Origin of the sequence: Mucilaginibacter psychrotolerans, from assembly GCF_004519315.1 — a bacterium.
GTDB lineage: Bacteria > Bacteroidota > Bacteroidia > Sphingobacteriales > Sphingobacteriaceae > Mucilaginibacter > Mucilaginibacter psychrotolerans.
This window is the reverse complement of the sequence record NZ_SOZE01000011.1, coordinates 51,766-69,738: the sequence shown is the minus strand read 5'-3', so window position 1 is coordinate 69,738 and position 17,973 is coordinate 51,766. Positions and strand designations below refer to the sequence as shown.

Annotated in this window: 19 protein-coding genes and 1 tRNA gene; 10 read left to right on the top strand and 10 right to left on the bottom strand. The window is 40.8% G+C overall.

The features are described 5' to 3' along the window. Window positions 1-4: 4 nt before the first annotated feature. On the bottom strand, window positions 5-637 hold the full coding sequence (locus E2R66_RS12635) for an HAD family hydrolase (protein WP_133231282.1): 633 nt from the start codon (window positions 635-637) through the stop codon (window positions 5-7). A gap of 342 nt (window positions 638-979) precedes the next feature. Here E2R66_RS12635 and E2R66_RS12630 point away from each other — a divergent pair. Then, window positions 980-1,053: transfer RNA gene (locus tag E2R66_RS12630), tRNA-Ile, on the top strand. A 429-nt stretch (window positions 1,054-1,482) separates the two neighbouring features. On the opposite strand, the gene E2R66_RS12625 is transcribed toward E2R66_RS12630, so the two are convergent. The 3 genes from E2R66_RS12625 to E2R66_RS12615 form a co-directional block, all read right to left on the bottom strand. Continuing rightward, on the bottom strand, window positions 1,483-2,091 hold the full coding sequence (locus tag E2R66_RS12625) for a hypothetical protein (RefSeq protein WP_133231284.1): 609 nt from the start codon (window positions 2,089-2,091) through the stop codon (window positions 1,483-1,485). Next, window positions 2,078-2,479: a hypothetical protein gene (locus tag E2R66_RS12620; protein ID WP_133231286.1), complete on the bottom strand. Its 402-nt coding sequence runs from the start codon at window positions 2,477-2,479 to the stop codon at window positions 2,078-2,080. Before E2R66_RS12620 ends, E2R66_RS12625 begins: the two co-directional genes overlap by 14 nt. A gap of 263 nt (window positions 2,480-2,742) precedes the next feature. Then, window positions 2,743-3,090 carry a hypothetical protein gene (locus tag E2R66_RS12615; protein ID WP_133231288.1) on the bottom strand — a complete coding sequence of 116 codons (348 nt, stop codon included), beginning with the start codon at window positions 3,088-3,090 and terminating at the stop codon, window positions 2,743-2,745. A 72-nt stretch (window positions 3,091-3,162) separates the two neighbouring features. On the opposite strand from E2R66_RS12615, the gene E2R66_RS12610 reads away from it, so the two are divergent. The 5 genes from E2R66_RS12610 to E2R66_RS12590 are packed head-to-tail and all read left to right on the top strand — an operon-like array spanning window position 3,163 to window position 5,090. Then, window positions 3,163-3,366 (top strand): hypothetical protein, encoded by a 204-nt coding sequence (locus tag E2R66_RS12610; RefSeq protein ID WP_133231290.1) that lies wholly within the window; start codon window positions 3,163-3,165, stop codon window positions 3,364-3,366. Further along, on the top strand, window positions 3,356-3,652 hold the full coding sequence (locus E2R66_RS12605) for a helix-turn-helix domain-containing protein (protein ID WP_133231292.1): 297 nt from the start codon (window positions 3,356-3,358) through the stop codon (window positions 3,650-3,652). The genes E2R66_RS12610 and E2R66_RS12605 overlap by 11 nt, the downstream gene beginning before the upstream one ends. Continuing rightward, complete coding sequence (locus E2R66_RS12600) at window positions 3,643-4,128, top strand: hypothetical protein (protein WP_133231294.1); 486 nt, start codon at window positions 3,643-3,645, stop codon at window positions 4,126-4,128. The genes E2R66_RS12605 and E2R66_RS12600 overlap by 10 nt, the downstream gene beginning before the upstream one ends. Before the next feature lie 48 nt (window positions 4,129-4,176). Continuing rightward, a complete protein-coding gene (locus tag E2R66_RS12595; RefSeq protein ID WP_133231296.1) occupies window positions 4,177-4,488 on the top strand; it encodes a transposase in 312 nt (103 codons plus the stop codon). Between the two features lie 2 nt (window positions 4,489-4,490). After that, the gene (locus tag E2R66_RS12590; protein ID WP_240049313.1) at window positions 4,491-5,090 is read left to right on the top strand and encodes an IS3 family transposase; all 600 of its coding nucleotides are present in this window, start codon (window positions 4,491-4,493) and stop codon (window positions 5,088-5,090) included. Window positions 5,091-5,208: 118 nt separating this feature from the next. On the opposite strand, the gene E2R66_RS12585 is transcribed toward E2R66_RS12590, so the two are convergent. The 5 genes from E2R66_RS12585 to E2R66_RS12565 all read right to left on the bottom strand — a co-directional run bounded on the left by E2R66_RS12585 (window position 5,209) and on the right by E2R66_RS12565 (window position 10,174). Then, the gene (locus tag E2R66_RS12585) at window positions 5,209-5,478 is read right to left on the bottom strand and encodes a hypothetical protein (RefSeq protein WP_133231300.1); all 270 of its coding nucleotides are present in this window, start codon (window positions 5,476-5,478) and stop codon (window positions 5,209-5,211) included. 85 nt (window positions 5,479-5,563) lie between these two features. Then, window positions 5,564-6,661: a YEATS-associated helix-containing protein gene (locus E2R66_RS12580; RefSeq protein ID WP_133231302.1), complete on the bottom strand. Its 1,098-nt coding sequence runs from the start codon at window positions 6,659-6,661 to the stop codon at window positions 5,564-5,566. A 44-nt stretch (window positions 6,662-6,705) separates the two neighbouring features. After that, the gene (locus E2R66_RS12575; RefSeq protein ID WP_133231304.1) at window positions 6,706-8,136 is read right to left on the bottom strand and encodes a hypothetical protein; all 1,431 of its coding nucleotides are present in this window, start codon (window positions 8,134-8,136) and stop codon (window positions 6,706-6,708) included. Between the two features lie 20 nt (window positions 8,137-8,156). After that, a complete protein-coding gene (locus E2R66_RS12570; RefSeq protein ID WP_133231306.1) occupies window positions 8,157-8,435 on the bottom strand; it encodes a hypothetical protein in 279 nt (92 codons plus the stop codon). 182 nt (window positions 8,436-8,617) lie between these two features. Beyond that, window positions 8,618-10,174: a M36 family metallopeptidase gene (locus tag E2R66_RS12565; protein ID WP_133231308.1), complete on the bottom strand. Its 1,557-nt coding sequence runs from the start codon at window positions 10,172-10,174 to the stop codon at window positions 8,618-8,620. A gap of 344 nt (window positions 10,175-10,518) precedes the next feature. On the opposite strand from E2R66_RS12565, the gene E2R66_RS12560 reads away from it, so the two are divergent. Further along, window positions 10,519-11,157: a response regulator transcription factor gene (locus E2R66_RS12560; RefSeq protein ID WP_133231310.1), complete on the top strand. Its 639-nt coding sequence runs from the start codon at window positions 10,519-10,521 to the stop codon at window positions 11,155-11,157. An 83-nt stretch (window positions 11,158-11,240) separates the two neighbouring features. Beyond that, entirely contained in the window at window positions 11,241-11,639 is a 399-nt protein-coding gene (locus E2R66_RS12555; protein WP_133231312.1) for a hypothetical protein, read from the top strand. Here the strand turns inward: E2R66_RS12555 and E2R66_RS12550 are convergent. Beyond that, window positions 11,636-13,426, bottom strand: coding sequence for a clostripain-related cysteine peptidase (locus E2R66_RS12550; protein WP_133231314.1), 1,791 nt, complete (start codon window positions 13,424-13,426; stop codon window positions 11,636-11,638). The two genes, E2R66_RS12555 and E2R66_RS12550, sit on opposite strands and share 4 nt — an antisense overlap. Here E2R66_RS12550 and E2R66_RS12545 point away from each other — a divergent pair. Both E2R66_RS12545 and E2R66_RS12540 read left to right on the top strand, forming a co-directional pair. After that, on the top strand, window positions 13,403-16,423 hold the full coding sequence (locus tag E2R66_RS12545; RefSeq protein WP_133231316.1) for a ligand-binding sensor domain-containing protein: 3,021 nt from the start codon (window positions 13,403-13,405) through the stop codon (window positions 16,421-16,423). The two genes, E2R66_RS12550 and E2R66_RS12545, sit on opposite strands and share 24 nt — an antisense overlap. A gap of 342 nt (window positions 16,424-16,765) precedes the next feature. Continuing rightward, the gene (locus E2R66_RS12540) at window positions 16,766-17,905 is read left to right on the top strand and encodes an ISAs1 family transposase (RefSeq protein ID WP_158288404.1); all 1,140 of its coding nucleotides are present in this window, start codon (window positions 16,766-16,768) and stop codon (window positions 17,903-17,905) included. The last annotated feature ends 68 nt before the right edge of the window (window positions 17,906-17,973 follow it).

The following is a 17,973-nucleotide window of genomic DNA, read 5'->3' as shown; positions in this document are numbered from 1 at the left end:
GTGGTTAAATTAAATGTTCACGTTGGGCGAAGGCCTGCAGGGTATCCGGTGCAGTCATCAAAAACGTTTGTATGCCTAACGTTTTGGCGGCTTCCAGGTGCTGAGGACTATCATCTATAAATAACGTTTCGGTTGCAATAAGGTTGTTCTCATGCAGTACTTGTTCAAAAATATGCAGTTCGGGCTTGCGCTTGCCCACCAGGTGCGAATAGTAGGTTTTCTCGAAGAGATGCTCATTATCATCAAAACCGAACTCATCTTTCAAGTACTTCATGATATAGTTGTAGTGGATATCATTGATGTTGCTGAGCAAAAAAGTACGGTATTTATCTTTCAGTTGTAGAAGCAGATCATGGTTGCCCGGCGCGATGCCTAACAACAGGCTGTTCCATGCATTGGTTATTTGCTGGTCGGTTATATCTGGGTTTCCTATCTTTTCTTTTACGTAAGCCCGAAATTCATCGGCACTGACCTCGCCACGGTCGAACTTGTCGAATATCTGATCCTGCTGGCGGTGGCCGAAGAAGCCTTCGGCATCAACTACGCCGAGCTTTTTAAATTCCTGCTGCGCTATGCGGAAATCGATACGGAAGATAACGTTGCCGTAATCGAATATGATGTTTTTGATGTTTTTCATAAACATTGCGTAATTTAATGGCAAATATGTGCAAATGGTATTAAATACTTTTGTGCAAGGCTTAAAATTTAAAAATTGATAACATGCCCGGCACAAGAGCAAATTGGTCCGGGCAGCTGTGATATTCGGTCCGGTGATGAATATATCGGGTTCATCGCTATCAAACGGGTGGCATGGCCGACCGCCTAAAGAGGATAACGAAAGCCCTGAACCGGTTCCTTTGACCGTATTAGGAAAATAAAATTGCTAAAAAACAGGCTGTTACAAGTGCGTTTTAAAAAAGGGAAATGAATTTTGCAATTTTCGCATCATTTCCCCATATTTGCAGCCTCGAAAATAACCGCGCCTATAGCTCAGTCGGTTAGAGTAGAAGACTCATAATCTTTTGGTCCCTGGTTCGAGCCCAGGTGGGCGCACTGAAAATCAAGCACTTACGATGAAAATCTAAGTGCTTTTTTGTTTTGGTACGAAATAGGTACGAAAAACGAGGATTGTTTTAAGTAAGGGTGATTAATGGTATGAACCAGTAATTAAAACGAAAAGCAATCAATTACTTACTGCATAACGCCCCTAATAGTGGCTGTCTAATGGACATTTTTGTCGGAGTGCACCTTATCAAACAATTTGTTAAAACTCGTTGTGTTTTTTTTTGCTGCTAGTTAATACACCAATTGGGAAAAGTAATATCAGCTGTTCGTTCGGGTTGCTACAAAGTTTGTCAAACGCTTTTTATATAGAATATTTTCGCATTAACTAAGATAGATGACGTTAGACTAGTTTGATACAACCGAATCCTAAAGTATAAGAAATTATAGCTCTATGAACCATCTATTGAAAATTGACATCTAGTAAACTCTGCCCAACTTCTGCCAAAAGTGCACATCAACATTTTCAAACAGCGTTATCAACCATCGGTTACTTTGATGTACTAATTTAAATTTAAAAAGGCGATTTAGAGTCATAGTTTTCCGTTCAGGGAAGTCACCACTAAACCGTAGGAATTTACTTGATCGGGAAATTTCCTGAGAATATTCTATATCAAACAGATACCCTATTCTCATGGATTTTTCAAAATACTTACTGTCTTTAATATTTTCGTTGTAAAAGATTCTTAAATTCTCAATGAATTGCTCTAATTGGTTAAAATCCGCTTTTCTAATTTCCGCCAGTAATTGAGAATCATTATAACGAACAGTTTCTTTGAAAAACACATAACATTCCGCTGAATTCGTTTGCACTAACAAATCGAAAATCTTAATATCATTTATTGCTAGAGTTGGGTAAAAGTTCTCAAAGATGAACCCATCTTCACTTCTGCCTTTTCTTGATAAACTCAGGTGAAGTAATTTTTCTGCCTTTTTATAGTTTGAAATAGCTACATTTTCAAAAAAAACGTTGATAGTTTTCGCTATCCTATCTTCGATTGAAAAAGCGTCTAGTTTAGAACTTCGCAAATTTGTACTGATTTTTATAAGATGTATCAGGACTTTTTCTATTAGCCTCTTTAGACAGAAATTTTTCACCACCTGTTCCATTTTTAGAGACATCTACATTAATACTCCTCTCTTTTTCCTTTCTATACAAGTTTTCTTTTATTATAACATCATTATTCTCGTCGTATACTTCATAATAGGAGATATTCTTATCGTAGTAACTCCTATATTCTTTCTTTAAATAATACTGTATTAAAATTTTTGCCCTTATTAGGCTTATTCCATCGTATTCTAAAAGGCTCTTTGGAATTTTATAGCCGAGTTTTTTTTCAAGAATGTGTATGATCAAAGCGTTGTTTACATTTTCTTCTTTGTCTACATTTTTAAGCGAGCTCTTTTTATTCGTCATGTACTTCTTGCCGATTGTTTTTGGAAGATATATCTCATAGATATATCGGCCACGATCGTTGTTGAATTGACGTTCATTCCATATCTCTGAACCATTAGCTGTTATTTTTTTTCGCTGATCTTCTGTCAGATCATTGCGGTAGATATGGTTAGTAACGAAATTATAAAAGTGACTGAATATCAATCCATTTAAGCGCATATGATAACTCTTCTTAAAATTCCTGATTTATAAAAAATAAGAATTCTAAGAAATCTTAACTGATATCATTTGGGCTTTTTTGCCACGATACTTGTATACGGCGTTTGACCAGGAAGGCTTAGTGATTGCCTTAATTCTTCAAACTCCGGAACAATGCGATCAAATAATTCACCTTTTTCTCTAATGAAATGACTGATTTTAAAATATGCCTTTTCACGCCCTTCCGTCCATCGAGAGCCGTCATTCAACTTTGCGTAAAGCATCTCTTCGATGATGCCGAAGATTGTTACGGCACCATCGAGAAATGCAATAGTGTTTTCAGAACCGTGTCCTTGCGCATATTGATTGAAAATCGCTTCAAAATCAGGTGGGTCGATTATTTGCTGTTCAATGGCTTTAGGTCGTCGAGGCATGGGGACGCTCAGTAATCGTTAGGGGAAGCAATTAATTAACATAAATAGTATGTACGGTCAAGAAAAATAAACATGGAACGCTTAAAAATTAATATCGACAGAGGGCCAGCTGCATTAACTGATGGGTTGATGGCAACTGGCGAAATATTTGAACAAAAGCTACAGGGCAAGAACAGTTCAAAGATTGCTAACAAAATTGGCGTCACTCTAATAAGCCTCATTCAGCAATTAAAATTCGCTACATCAAACTTCAAACCAAAGGAGCATGGAAAATAATAAAGTAGGCGCACAGTTCTATTGCTTGGAAGAGCCCGCATTTTTTGAGCTTATCGACATCTTATACGAACGCCTGAAAGGCAGAGAGACTCCAGACAAGTGGATTCCTGGTGAATCTGTAATGTCCATGCTAAACATCAGCAGTCCTACAACATTACAAAAGCTGCGCGATACCGGAGCTTTCAGAATTTCCCAGCTGTCTAAAAAGGTGATTTTATACGACAGGGAATCTGTCGAGGAGTATATTGAGAAACACGCACGTAAACCATTCAAATCATGGCGCTGACAGAAGAAGAAAAGCGGATGGTAAAAGGCTATAATGCAGGTTACATGCTTAGCATATATGAACCTCGGCTTATAGAGCAGATCATCAGGAACAACCCGAATAATGACTTTGTCCTGGCGATGCGAGTCGGCAGAGATTATCATCATTTTAATGTGAATATGCCGCGCAAGGATCAGAGCAAAGAATTCAGAAACGGATTTTTTAATGGCAGGACACTTGCACAGCACAGCCCTCAAATGATTGATAATCTGCTGACGGGTAAAGGACTGCACAAGGACTATAAAAAAGGTCTGGAAGCAGCGCGTAAGGAAAACCAGGTGATGTCCATACAGGAGAAAATGAAACAAGAGCCTAAAACCCCAAAAAAGGATTTAAGGAACGATCAAAATTTTCAGAAAGGATTTAATGTCGGTTACCGGCTGGCGGAAGGACATGGCCACATCTTGGGCCATTACGAAAGGACGAATGCTCCGTGAGATGGATCGGTTTATCCGGACAGTGGAATCTCTTAAATTAGCAGATCAATGTCAGGAAAAAAAACAGAATCACCCCGTAGGAAATACGATGAGGAATTTAAGCGCGATGTAGTTAAAATGCTTTCATCAGGCCGTTCAGTGCAGGATGTGTCGCAATCATTGGGTATCAATTCGAACATGGTACATAGATGGAAGGCCGAACAAACCGGTGCTGGCGGAACAAAAAAGTCATTGCCGGATGTAGCTATTGGGGATGTATCGGGAGCGGATTATGAGCGTGTTAAAGCCCGTCTGCGAGAAGTAGAACAGGAAAGAGATATTTTAAAAAAAGCATTGGGCATTTTCAGCCGGGGGATTTAAAGATGGTGTATGCTTTCATTTTATCCCAGGAACTAATTTTTCCGGTGATTACGATGTGCCATGTTCTGTCGGTGAGCCGGAGTTGTTATTACGTTTTCCGCAACAGGGGCGATGTAGTTGAAGACCGTGTAGCCACTAAGATCGAAGCGCAGGTAGTGGATGCTTTTACGCTACATAAACGTCGTTATGGCACCCGCAGGCTGGTTCCGGAGCTATTGGATCAGGGCTTAAAGATAGGCCGGTGCAAGCTGCGCCGGATATTGAGAGAGAAAGGTTTGAAAGCTATCCAGCCGAAGTCATTTGTACCCCGTACGACCGACAGCAGGCATCCTTATCCCATCAGTCCCAACCTGTTAAAGGGAAAGGCGTTCCCGGTAAAAATCAACCAGGTGTGGGTTGGCGACATCACTTATATTCCTTTAAAAGGTGGAGGCTGGTGCTTTCTGGCAGTTTGGATGGACCTGTTTTCCCGCAAGGTAACCGGCTGGCAATTACTTAATCACATGAAAGAAGGACTGATCGTGGAAGCGTTTAAAAAGTCTTGGAGCAATCGTAATGCTTCTATTGGGCTAGTCGTTCATTCTGACCGTGGCGGACAATAGTAGCCTGCAATTTTTGAACGGCATCCTTCCTGTTTTGTGCCGAATTATAAACCTCCTCGGCCCCGATATTGAGCCAAAGGGATCCGAAACTACATTTGTGTCGTTGATTGCCATGACTTCAGCATTTTAAGTTATATTGATTTTTATGACCGAGCACGCAAACCAGGGTAAACAGGTGGAATACCCCTGAAACGGCTGTCGTTTTTCTAAATAACTGGTGCCGGGCCGGAATATCCTGAATCCCTAATTCGCTTTCAATAAGCGAATCAACCTGGTTAATGCTGACTGGTATCTGCTTGTCCGCAGGTGCTTCTGCCAGCCGGTCCATAAGGTCGGCCCTGATTTGGAATAGCGCACTTGTTTTTACGCAGGGGTCCGAAATCCACATTGCACAATTGGGAGTTATACATTTTATGTCGGGCATGGAGGGGTGATTTAATGATTAATTGGAAACTGTGTTTGCAGTTGGACTATTATCTCCTTCTGAACTCTGGAGGGAAGCCCGCATCGTCAGCCAGATCAAGCTCCAGCAAGGTCTCGCCGTTATCGGTCACCACGCCTACGGTAAAGGCCCCGTAAGATAATATACCGGCGTCCATTGCTTTATCATTTCTAAATTCCTTAGGCTTGATAGTATAAACTGCCGGTCTGAAGGAATCGTGCAAATAAAACATCACGTCGGTATCTAACGGCCTGGTTTCATCGGTGCTTTCCACCCAAATACTAACGTTATAAAATTCGGGTATACTGGATTTTATAACGCTGGCTTTTAAGGCTCTGCCATTGTTTTCACTTTTACCCCCAAACCTGCCTTTTTGAGGGTCTTCTTTTACTGTAACAGGTCCAATCTGTGGCTTTATATATTTTACCGCGTTTTTATTACTTGCAGGTTCAAGTGAAACAGTACGAAGTGCCGAGGACTCGTCCCTTTCTGCAAGAACCCGATTTTCAATTGTTTGCAATTCCTGCTTTTTCTCTATTTCATTCTTTTGCTCTACCACTTTGTCTTTTTCAGCAACTACCTGATCCTTTTGAGCTGTTACCTCGGCGTTCTTTTTTGCTAATTTATCTATCTGTTTGTCTTTAATGACACCATCGATAAGGTTGTTGATAAACCTTGGGCCTGCCGCGGCTGCAAGGAAACAATAACCCATAAAAATGAGGTAGGCTTTCAGGCCGTTGTCTTTTATAGTTACAGTGGTTTTGCTGTCTGGCTTATCAACTACCGCCGACTTTCCGGATGTATCCTTTCCTTTACTATCTTTAACGGTATCAGTTGTAGTTCCTGATTCCGGTTTGGCAACTTTAGCCACAGGCGCTTTAGAAGCAACGCGGGCCAGAGTGTCAGCCACATGCCAGTCACCATGTATATTATCGAGCAAATTACTTTGAGCGATTTGCAGAAACAGAGGAACCAATATGGTTGCGCCAACTCCTATCAGGATGCAGCGCCCTGTGCTTTGTATCTGGTTACCGGTATCCGGGTTAATATTGGCCGATAATACGCTGTTTGTCAAACCGCCTATGACGCCGGCAAACAGCATAATGATGAGGATGAAGTAAAGAGACATGCTTATTGGTTTAATGGTCGCTGTTATTTTTTAGACTGTCCTTATTATTTATCAAGGTTATAGGTAAAATCAAGAAGGCCAAGCACATTGCCTCCCGGCGCCCATTTTAAATCAAGTTTAATCCATGGTGTAGCCGGAAGCCGCGCTCGGAAATAAGCATTAAAATAGAACTTGGTTTTGTCAGTTTTAGCAACATAGCCATTGGTTGCCCAATCTTCTTCCAAGGCGACATTTATCTCCATAACCGAAACTTTCTTTTGCAAAGCAAGCACTTGGTTGTATCCTGCCTGAAAGGCTACAATATTGCGGCCGAAATTTCTTGTTTTACCGGTTAGATCGTCGCCGCTCAACGTATCTGTCAACGACGCCTTAAATTGGCCGGTTTTTGTTGCGTCTACGCTTCCTATACCCTGCAAGTAAGTGAACCCGCCAACATGGCTGCTTAATGCCGTACCAGTACCATAAGTATAGAGGTACCCGAAAGTTAACAAAGGCTGCCTGGAAACATATTTTATCAGCTGCTCATACTTATCGCGCACCTTTGTATTAACTTCAATAAGCGTATTGGCGCCTAACCCTCCGTGTAGTATGCTGCTATTTCTAACTCTATCATCAATGTATTTAACGATGTCGGCAGTTTGTTTTGGCGTTATAAATTTGGGGAAGTTTAGCGCCGTTTTCCCAAGGCTGCCCACGTAGGCGTTCAATGGCTCGTCAATGGCTTCCTGGGCTTCAGAAACCGAAAATTCATGAATCTTTGTTGTTAAGGACGCACTCAAGGAACTCCGGCTTAATGTTTTATCAGCAATATCCGCATTCAACTGGTCCTGCAATCTTTTCACCTGGGCATCATCGGACGACAGGCCTCGTAAAACGTCAGGCAAACGGTTGTTAATTGCCTTTTTCAATTCACTAACTTTTTGTCCGGCACTAAACATAGTATAAATTAACGAATCCACTTTGTGTTCAATAAATTCTGTTACAACGGGTTGCAGATGAGCAACGGCATCCGGCAAAATAAGTCCCTCCTCGGTAAAATAACTGTAGTAAGCAGCGGTATAACGATGCATAGACACATCCCTGCGGTTCAAAAAATTATAGGTTAACCCCGCCGTAAATGAATTGAGTTTATTGCTCTTATCTAATCCCCCTGAAAAGGTAAATTCCCCATTGCGTTGCCAGGCAGTTTTAAGAAAGTTCTCGTTTTTGTATTTTGAAGCTGAGTCCATCGGGTTCAAGGCAAACCAGTTTAACTTTAATTGGAAACTGCTGTTGTCTGACTTAAGGTTTTTAGCTACCACCTGGAGGTAATTGCTAAGTACGTCCTGCGAAGCTCCGGTGCTTGCCTTTCGCCCCTCTTGTATCGCACTATTTACTGCACTGTTTACTGTTATTGTGTCCTGCCCGGATTGCGCCATTGTCCTGTTTGCCAACAGCAACCCGATGCCTAATGTTAGGCTTAATATTTTTTTCATGATAAAAAATCAAATAGATATTATAAGGTTACCAACAACGGATGGATGTTGGGGTGAATTAATCCGGGGCCGTATTGCTGCGGGGAATCTGCAATTACATCGCCGGTAATGGTCAGTACCACCCCGCCCCCGGGGCCGGGCGCAGCAGCTCCTGAAGCGACATACTGCGTATTCCCCTCGGGAAGGTCTACATCCTGGTGGCCGTCGTCGCTGAAATCGATATCGGGCTGTCCAGGGATTTGAATTTTCAGTGTGCCCAATCCTCCTGAAAAGGCAGTGGTAAATCTTACAGTTCCCATGTTATAATAATTAAAAAGTGATTAAATAAATAATTTTGCGATGTAAAGTTAGATGGCGGGTGCGGGCAGGTAAAGAGGAGTAATCCTGATAATAAAACCGGAATTTTCCGGTATGGCACAAGCCTGAATCTCAATTGCCCGGATCAAAGCGTGCGTCAAATGGCCGGTTTAGTCCATTAAGCTTAATCATTGTACCTTGCCCCGGCGCGCTTGTTGCCCCTGCCAGGATTGGGTAAAATCCCTCTTTTTATAAATATATCGTGCAGTACACGCTCATTTCGGCCTTGGTTTAGGTTACCATCCGTAGTAATCAATGCGTTTGCCGCATCCTGGAAGCCAGACCTTGGGCTTAATAAGAAATGATGCGCGATGATCAGTTTATCGGCAGCTGCCCGGCCAATTGCAGCCCTTATTTCCCACAAGCAAGCCGACCATATCTCGCCGTCGCTGTGTTCTTCTCCTACAATGTCTCTTGGATATTTTTTATTGCTGTCCATACGGCGCAGGCATGGCGGCTCGTCGCCACTGTAGGCCACGGCATCCCAGTTAGCTATGGTTGGTTTTAGGCCGGCGGACTTTTTATCCGAAAAAAAACTTGCAGACATATAATCGCCAAATCCTTCGCCCATAGCTTTAGCCTCCTTGCTTGCTCCAAAGCCAGGTACCTGGTTATCCTGTATAGCATGCCCATATTCGTGCAGTATCACTTCGGCGTCTTCGGCATCATCCACTCCCCCGGTGCCGAAAGTAAGCGACTTTGAAGACGGGCTATAAAAGGAGTTGTCATCAGTAGTGCCATCTATATTTACACTGATCGAAGTATTCAGCACGTTATTAAACCCCAGAGCCTGTATATAACGTTGTGCCCTGTCTATGTGAAAATAAACCATCACCTCTTTAAATGCGCGGTCGTTGCGGGTAAAATTGAATTTAAGGGCGGGGCTTTTAACTCGGTCGTTGGTTGCTTTTGTATTTACAAACGGCCCGTCCAACATCCCCGAAGTACCTATGTCGTTCAGGACAATATCGTTATAGGCCGTAGCGGGAATAACCGAGGTTTCTTTTAAACCGGTATCATTCAGCGCAACAACCGGGTTGGGGTCAAACACTTTGCCTACTCCGTTAGCATATGCTAGTATATTTATTTTATCAATTATGCCACCGGTAACAGCGTCGAAATATATTTTCCATTCGGCTTTGGGGTTATTCACATCTATAATAACCTTCCAGGCCAAAACCGGGATGCCGTCTTTAGGAAAATAAACCAGCTCTGTAGAAAGGATTTGCTCAGCCGTTGCCGATGATGGCTCAACGGCCTTTAATGCAAGCGCCCGCACATCATCGGCGGTAAGCTGCGCTTCGGCTGTTTGCTGGCTTACCGTCTTATTTGCCCGCATACGCTCTGTTTTTTTTAACACAGGTTCCGGTACAAGGTCGTTGAGGATGTTATATACTTTTCCTTTAGGATCAATATCAACTCTAATCCAGGCGCCCGATATTGGTTTCCCCTGAAACTGTTGTTGGTATAACACATGGGAACCCAGTATTGTATCTTTCACCTGGTCAAATTTCAACTGGGAAAGATCAGGACTTATCTCCAGGTCGGGTGCTATTTGCCGCAGCATATCTTCGGCAATATTTTTCGGCGCTTTTTCGCTTGCCTCAACTTCAATGTCGTAAATACGGTGAGGCACGTCATTTATCACTTGCTTTTCGATTTTTGCTTTTAATGTTTTCATGAAAAAAATTTAAATTTTGTGTAAGTATAAATTAGAAACGCCCCGGGCGCTCAAGCCTGGTTTGCCCTATGAAGGCGCTCCTCACATAAAACAGTATCAAATACATGTAAAGTTATTCCGTTTGCCTGCCCCGCGTAAAGAGGAATAATCCCGAAAAAAATACCGGAAATTTCCGGTATAGCGCCCGCATGTTAATGCTTTAATTTGCAACAGCTTAGGATAATTAATAAGCTTATTTATTTTTTTGAATTGCAGATACTTATTTGGATATTAGAAGGCATATCGGTTCATGTATCGATAGCAATAATCCTTTACCGTTATCAGATAAATTCACCTGCGCTTCGATGAAAATAAAAATTGGTATTGCCGACGATCAGCAATTGTTCCTGCGGTCTTTATCTAATTTAATAAGCTCTTTTAATGATTTTGAGGTGGTTGTTGAAGCATTGAACGGGCAGGAGTTGTTAAAAAACCTTGCTGCGCTCAGTACGCTTCCTGATATTATATTAATCGATGTGCAAATGCCGGTTATGGACGGGCCCACAACGGTACGTGAAATTACGCTGAAGCACCCTGAATTGGCTACAGTTGCCCTGTCGATGAAAGAGGACGATCATTCGGTTTTGAGCATGCTAAGAGCAGGGTGTTCGGCTTATTTGCTAAAAGATGTACACCCAAGAGAGCTTGAAAGGGCCTTGATAGAGGTACGGAATACAGGCTACTATAACAGCGATATTTCGGGTGTTAATTACCGGCGGTTATTACGCAGGCAGGAAAACGACGAAATTAAACTGACGGAACGTGAAAAGACTTTTTTAAAACTGGCCTGCAGCGATTTCACTTATAAAGAAATAGCGTCAAAAATGTTCCTTTCCGAAAAAACGATTGATGGCTACCGGGAATCGTTGTTTCAGAAATTAAATGTTAAAAGCCGGACAGGGATGGCGCTGGAAGCGATAAGGCAGAATTTGGTAGCTTTTTAACGTTTACAGATAAAACCCGAGGTCATCTGAGACTAAGGAGCAACAAACAATTTTTAAATATTAACCCTTTAATACCTAAAATTATGGCTTTTAAAATAGATCTGGGCGCAAATGAGTTTGCAGTCCGGTCAGGCGCTAAATTTATATTCGACCCAAATGACACTAAAGTAACAATGAATCTAGTTAGTCCCGCGGTAGTAACCGTGAGCGTAACGATGAATTTCACATTGGAAAATCCAGGCAGTAATTTAAAGACTACGCCCGGGGAAATCAAATTCGACTCAGGTGTGTTTAACACAACTTCGCCCGGCACTTTTAATAAAGCCTCTAATGCATCGGCACTTATACTTAGTACAGTAACTGATTCCGATCAGGTCTTTATAGAATCAGAGCAGAATGATTTTAAGTTGCTCACCTTGGCTGACAAAGGCCGTCAGGGAAGTCAGAATGCAAAACTCGCCGATGAGGACAGTATGCTTTAATTTGAAACAAAAATATTGGAAATCTCAGGATTGATGAAATTTAAGAATTTTTTCCAGTCTGGAAAATCTTTTAATAAATCATCTGATAATATGTTGTCTTTTAGGTTTACCACATTGCTACAGTCAATAATTGGAAAAAAGATACTATAGCCAGTGGGGGGGAGGGCTATAACAGAGGATATTTCTGAGCTACCATCAATGTCATATATTTTTTTTCCACTTGTTGACGCTAAAACCAACGTTTTATCTTCATCGGAAACCGAGGTCAGAAAATCAGTAATTGGAGGTCTGAACACACCCGTCAATCGACTTTCCCTTCCGGTGTATTGAGAAGTAGCGTCATTGATGCTTTTCACCCAGTTTACAATATCAATCATCATGGTTGTGCGCCCGCTGAATTCGAAACAAACAGCCCTGATGTATTTTAAGAAAAATTTCAGTTCCCGTTCTATCGCAACAGGTCTAGCCAGTTCTTTATTCAACAGGACCACAAGGTCATTCAAAAGTTTGATTTGTATATCTAGGTTGCTTTCCGTTCCCGTTTTCTTGCTTAGATCAACCGCAAATATTTTAAAGCGTTCGGTAACTTTGGGGTCGTCGCGGTTGAACATTATAGCTTTGGCCTTTGAGTAATTGTTATCAAAGGTTTCAACACATATTTTAGCCAACTCTGCAGGCCCAACCGTACCGGTTTTACCTGGAGCCGGCCTATTGATATAGTTCAATATATCTTTAATATTATATCCGGGGTAGTCTATATTTCCCTGCGGAGCAACCAGGCATTGAACAGAATTTTTAAGCGTATACATTGTGTGCAGGTTCATCATCCAGCAATTACACATTAATAAAACACCTACCTTTTTATTCCTGTTGCGCAGCCATTCTTTCAAAGCTGTATCTAATTCGGTGTTTTTTAAAATTTCCGTAGCGCCTGGCTTTGCTTCGAGTATACTTTTCACTAAGGCATTTGTAGAAGGGGCTTCATGAGTTTGTTCAATTGTACCGGATTGGTTTAAGGTCAATTCTTCAGCGGGCGCATTTCCGGTTGTAATAAAAGTTATTTTTTCTGTTTGCTGGTCGTAGTAACACTTACTGTCATACTTTTGATGGAAATTTATGACAGCTGAATTTTTCCTATTGTTTTCTACTTTTACCAGTTTATTGCTGACCTGAATGGAGGTGTAAGAACCGCCACACAATTTATTTTCCAACAAAGTCTTATCTTTTTTTGTAGCGGTATCCCAAAATGATTTCAAAAACGGATACTGCTCTAAACGATCGTAAATTTCCGTCCTTATGTTGTTAACAGCCGCCGCACGTACCCCTTCTCTGAAAATTCCGAACGAAGAGCCATGGTCCCAGGTGATCAGTAATATCTCTTCATCATCCTGAACGTGGGTTTTTTCTAAAATCGCCCTTAATTGAACGGTTCTTTGTAATACGTTTCCCCCATTGCCATCTTGGGTATAGTATTCCTTATTGTCAATTATTTCACAATCTTCTATCTGATTCTGGGTGCCATCTGCTGCATTTTTAAAGGTATAAAATGCAGTTTTGTCAGCAACTTCGCTTGTTGCCACGTCGGGATAATATTTAATACTGTTAAAAATAACAAAAATGCGTGCTTGCTGGTTATTGATTGGCGTGGTTATGATATCGCCCAACATACTATTGAGCATAAATTTCATTTTTTCTATCATCGGCAGCTTTTCATTTGTGGTAAAATCTGCGTAAATTAGAAAGATAATCAACCACCTATTGCTTTGACCGTCGGGAGAATTTTTCATATCGGAGTTTTATTGTTACTTGGTTTAGGTACTAAATCTTTTGCTCAACAAAAAGTCAGAGTATCGCTGGTGAAATACGGACAATCCGAAGGATTATCAAGTTACAATATACGGCAAATTATCAAAGATCAAAATGGTTTTCTTTGGATAGCTTCACAAGATGGTTTAACCAGGTTTAACGGCAAATCTTTTTTACCATACACAAAACAATCGTCGCAAAAACACCGGATATCCGGCCCGGATGTACGTAAAATAATTGAAGATACTATACACAAAGCATTATGGGTTTTACCGAACAGAGATCAATTGCATATCATCAATACCACTAATGGGGATGTAATTAAAAACGTATCTATTCCAAATTACGCCAATGACGACTGGAACATCACGATGGCAAATTGCGCAAATAACTTATGGATTGGGTCCTTTCGCGGTTTAAAAATACTAAACACCAAAAATTGGCAATTTATTCCGCCGCCAAAAATCAAGAGCGACCTCGTAAAAACAGCAACCAACTCCGAAATCAATTGCATAGCAAGAGACAATTTTAATAATGTTTGGGTTTGTTATACCGGCTATGGTATTGTTATATATAATGGAAGCAGTTTGAAAGAAATAACGGAAATTAAATTAAAAGACTTTGGGGACCACTTAGGACGTAATACTATTCGCGTCAACGACTTCACGCTGGTTAATGACAATGAAATCCTGTTTGCCACCGATCAGGGTCTGAGAAGGGTTTATTTCGATAAGTTTTATTCATTAACAATTGAAAATAACCCTGTTAAAAATTTAAACATTTTAAATAATTCCCCAATAGATGCTATAAAAACCATCCGTCCTGACAAAATAGTAATTTCCGGTAATGGCCATTTATATCAGTTTAATTTCGCGCTAAGTAGTTATGTGATCTACGATGAAAGTATAGGCGAAGCAGAAAGCAAATGGATAAACTATGCTCAATCAATCTACACCGACGGCGACAAGATTTGGTTAGGCTGCCAGCAAGGAATCGGGATGCTGAGAAACAGTACCAGTCCTTTTGCAAAATATTACTACGATGAGAAAACAGGATACAAGCTCGAGCATATGCGCTCAATATGTGTTTTACCAGGCGAGGATATTTTGGCTGGTTTAAGTAGCGGTTTGATTTTGATAAATCATTCAGACAATAGTTTTACCACATTGGATAAGGCGCATCTTTATCATCATATTTTTTTAGACAACAATAACTTAGCTTTTCTTTCCAGAGATCAAGGACTGTATATCCTTAAAAACAAGGCTCTTAAATCAATTGAGAGCATTTATCCGGAATTCAAAAAGTATAAAACGTATACCATTAACAGCCATGTTATCGTGGGAGATTCTGCAGTAATTATGGGCACAGAAAACGACGAGGGTATTTTGATCTGGAACTATAAACGGCACTATGTGAGGAAATTTGATACATCTTCATCGCCCTGTTTGGCCTCCAATACAGTTAACAATATTTATCGTGATAAAGGTGGAAACTTATGGGTGTTATCGGATAAGGTTATAACCGTAATAAATAGTAGTTTCACCGTATCAAGGAGTTTAGATTTTGTTTCAGAAAAAAAGCACCGTAAGCTTGATTTATTTTTTGATATATGCGAATCTGGCGGCTATTATTGGATTGCTTCTTATGGGAATGGCATTATTCAAATAGATAACAAATGGAAGATCAGGAAACTTATCAGGCAAAAAGATGGATTGTGTAACGAGGGTGTTTATAACATTTTTAATATCAAAGACTCAAGCTTACTAATCACGTCCAATAACGGCCTATCGTTCTACAATATAAAAAAGCAAAATTTTAAAAATTATTACATCGAAAGTGGATTGCAATCGAATAGTTTTGAAGAAGTTACGTCTACAATTTATCACAGTAAGATTTATGCAGGGGGCATCAACGGCCTTACTGTGATAGACCCGTCTAAATTGGTTGTAAACAAAAGGCCTCCTATTCTTTATTACGAAACCGTTGAGGTAAAGTTAAACAACGGCCAAAATAGTGTTAATACAAGTCTCGATATCAAAACGCTCCCAATTCCCAGTAATTGGCTGCAAACATCAATATCATTTATTGGGATAAATTTTGACAATCCTAAGCGGGTAACTTATAAATATCGCATAAAGGAAATCGACACAAACTGGATAAATAATAATCATCGCGAACTGATCAATATTATTGGTCTCCCACCAAACACCTATACCATTGAGGTAAAAACAGCAAACGAGGATGGTTATTGGAGTTATCCGAAAACGCTCATTGTGAAAGTGGAACCCAAATGGTTCGAAACATGGTTGTTTAAACTTGGAATGATAATTTTAGGTGTAATAATTGTGAGTGCTTTTTATCAATATCGTATTAAACAAATTAAAATCCAGCAGCGAATAAGACGGGACATCGCTAACGACCTGCATGATGACTTGGGCGGTTCCTTAAACTCAATTAAAATATTTACTCACCTTGCTCTCGAAAAAAAACAAAACGCCTCCTATTTAAACGAAATTGAAAAGTTGATAACCAGTACGGCCGTTGGGCTTCGGGATATGCTTTGGGTGTTAGAAGATTCGCAGGATGATATAAACGAACTATTGGATAGGATTAAGAAGTTTGCTACTCCGATTGCCCATGCAAATCAAATAAATTTTGAGCATCAGATTGAACAAGGCCTTGGCAGCCAAAGCATTTCAAAAACAGAAAAAAGGAATCTGCTGTTAATTGCAAAGGAAGCAATAAATAATTGTTTTAAATATGCTGAATGCCGAACAATAACAATCATAATTAAACCAGGAAGCAATAACAAAATTTCATTATCAATATCAGATGACGGAGCAGGATTTAACATCGCCGATAAATCAAAAGGGTATGGCTTAAATAATATGAAATATAGAGCAGAACAAATTAATTATTTGATTCATTATAATTCATCTCCCGGAAATGGAACCACTATAACAGTTGAAAAAAAGTAATTTTCAAAATCGGAGTGGTTTGAGAAGAATAGTTATTTTAACAGCGCAATTTTTGATTTTTGATAATCAATGATTGATTGTATATCCTCCAAAAAGTTCGACATTTCGCGCGTTCCCTCTACTTAGGGTTTGGTGAATAAGTCGACTGCCCTATATATTTAAAAGCAGTCTTTTCGGAGTGTATTTACCACTGTTGGGGATATGGTACCAGATTTTCAGGGCTGACGCATAAGAAGTTTGAAAAATCGGGTAGATATTCACAAAGTGTTAGTAAAGAAGAGATAACTTAAGGGCTGAAAAAAGGGATACTACCTTGATAGGATGTTTTTTTGTAAAAAGAACATGGAAACATCCTTTCACAAACATTTCAGATGGATACCTGATCCGCGTCGGGGGAATCACAAGCTCCATAATCTTGTAGAGGTGCTACTTTTATCGGTCATAGCAGTAATATGCGGAGCAGAAAGCTGGTATGACATGGAGGCCTTTGGTAACGACAAAAAAGAATTTCTCAAGCAATTTCTGTCTTTGGAGCACGGTATTCCGAGCCACGACACTTTCAACCGGGTTTTTATGGTGATAGATGTGCGGTTATTCGAGCGTGCATTCCGGGCCTGGACGGCAGAGCTTAGCCAGGTTTTGGCTGCACAAAAGCAGGTAAGGGATGAAGGCCCTGTAGAAAAGACAATCATTGCTATCGACGTTAAAAGTGTGCGCAAAAGCGCCTGCCGACAGCAGGGCCTGGGGGCTCTACACCTGGTAAGTGCCTGGTCGGCACATAACCAGTTGGTGCTGGGGCAGTATAAAGTAGCCGATAAAAGCAACGAGATTACAGCTATACCAGAGTTACTGTCCCTTTTGGATATTAAAGATTCCGTTGTCACCATAGACGCGATGGGGACACAAAAGAAGATTGCTGAACAGATCATTACTGCCCAGGGTGACTATATCCTCTCGCTGAAAGAAAACCAGGGGGCGCTTTATGAACAAGTAACCAGCCTGTTCAACAGCTATAAAGAGGATAGTTATAGCCAAAGCCACGACAAGGGCCACGGCCGGATTGAGATCAGAACCTGTAAAGTCATCCAACAACTAAACTGGTTGGATGAAAAAGAGCATTTGACTAAGCTAAGCAGCATTATAAAAATAAGTTCAGAACGGATTATTGGCGAGAAAAGCAGTTTACAGGACCGGTATTATATTTCCAGTCTGCCCGCCGATGCCGCTTGGTTTAACTCGTCGGTCAGAAGCCACTGGGGAATTGAGAATCACCTCCACTGGCAGTTAGATGTCGGCTTCGGCGAGGACTATAATACTACCCGTAACGGACAGGCGGCTCAAAATCTCGCTTTAGTCAGAAAAATGGCTATCAATATACTCAAAGCAGATAAAACAAGTAAGCTCAGCCTCAAGGCCAGAAGGCTGAAAGCTGGATGGAATGAAAATTATCTCATCAAAATTTTAGCAAATGATTTTTTCTAATGCGTCGGCCCTGGCCCGTCCGCGACGGGCCATACATCACCCTTCCGGGTGATTTTTACCCTCCAAAA

Bases quoted from the DNA above. Each gene is read 5' to 3' on its own strand.
- E2R66_RS12635 (WP_133231282.1), bottom strand. From the start codon at position 637: ATGAAAAACATCAAAAACATCATATTCGATTACGGCAACGTTATCTTC.
- E2R66_RS12620 (WP_133231286.1), bottom strand. From the start codon at position 2,479: ATGACGAATAAAAAGAGCTCGCTTAAAAATGTAGACAAAGAAGAAAAT.
- E2R66_RS12615 (WP_133231288.1), bottom strand. From the start codon at position 3,090: ATGCCTCGACGACCTAAAGCCATTGAACAGCAAATAATCGACCCACCT.
- E2R66_RS12610 (WP_133231290.1), top strand. From the start codon at position 3,163: ATGGAACGCTTAAAAATTAATATCGACAGAGGGCCAGCTGCATTAACT.
- E2R66_RS12605 (WP_133231292.1), top strand. From the start codon at position 3,356: ATGGAAAATAATAAAGTAGGCGCACAGTTCTATTGCTTGGAAGAGCCC.
- E2R66_RS12600 (WP_133231294.1), top strand. From the start codon at position 3,643: ATGGCGCTGACAGAAGAAGAAAAGCGGATGGTAAAAGGCTATAATGCA.
- E2R66_RS12595 (WP_133231296.1), top strand. From the start codon at position 4,177: ATGTCAGGAAAAAAAACAGAATCACCCCGTAGGAAATACGATGAGGAA.
- E2R66_RS12590 (WP_240049313.1), top strand. From the start codon at position 4,491: ATGGTGTATGCTTTCATTTTATCCCAGGAACTAATTTTTCCGGTGATT.
- E2R66_RS12585 (WP_133231300.1), bottom strand. From the start codon at position 5,478: ATGTGGATTTCGGACCCCTGCGTAAAAACAAGTGCGCTATTCCAAATC.
- E2R66_RS12580 (WP_133231302.1), bottom strand. From the start codon at position 6,661: ATGTCTCTTTACTTCATCCTCATCATTATGCTGTTTGCCGGCGTCATA.
- E2R66_RS12575 (WP_133231304.1), bottom strand. From the start codon at position 8,136: ATGAAAAAAATATTAAGCCTAACATTAGGCATCGGGTTGCTGTTGGCA.
- E2R66_RS12570 (WP_133231306.1), bottom strand. From the start codon at position 8,435: ATGGGAACTGTAAGATTTACCACTGCCTTTTCAGGAGGATTGGGCACA.
- E2R66_RS12565 (WP_133231308.1), bottom strand. From the start codon at position 10,174: ATGAAAACATTAAAAGCAAAAATCGAAAAGCAAGTGATAAATGACGTG.
- E2R66_RS12560 (WP_133231310.1), top strand. From the start codon at position 10,519: ATGAAAATAAAAATTGGTATTGCCGACGATCAGCAATTGTTCCTGCGG.
- E2R66_RS12555 (WP_133231312.1), top strand. From the start codon at position 11,241: ATGGCTTTTAAAATAGATCTGGGCGCAAATGAGTTTGCAGTCCGGTCA.
- E2R66_RS12550 (WP_133231314.1), bottom strand. From the start codon at position 13,426: ATGAAAAATTCTCCCGACGGTCAAAGCAATAGGTGGTTGATTATCTTT.
- E2R66_RS12540 (WP_158288404.1), top strand. From the start codon at position 16,766: ATGGAAACATCCTTTCACAAACATTTCAGATGGATACCTGATCCGCGT.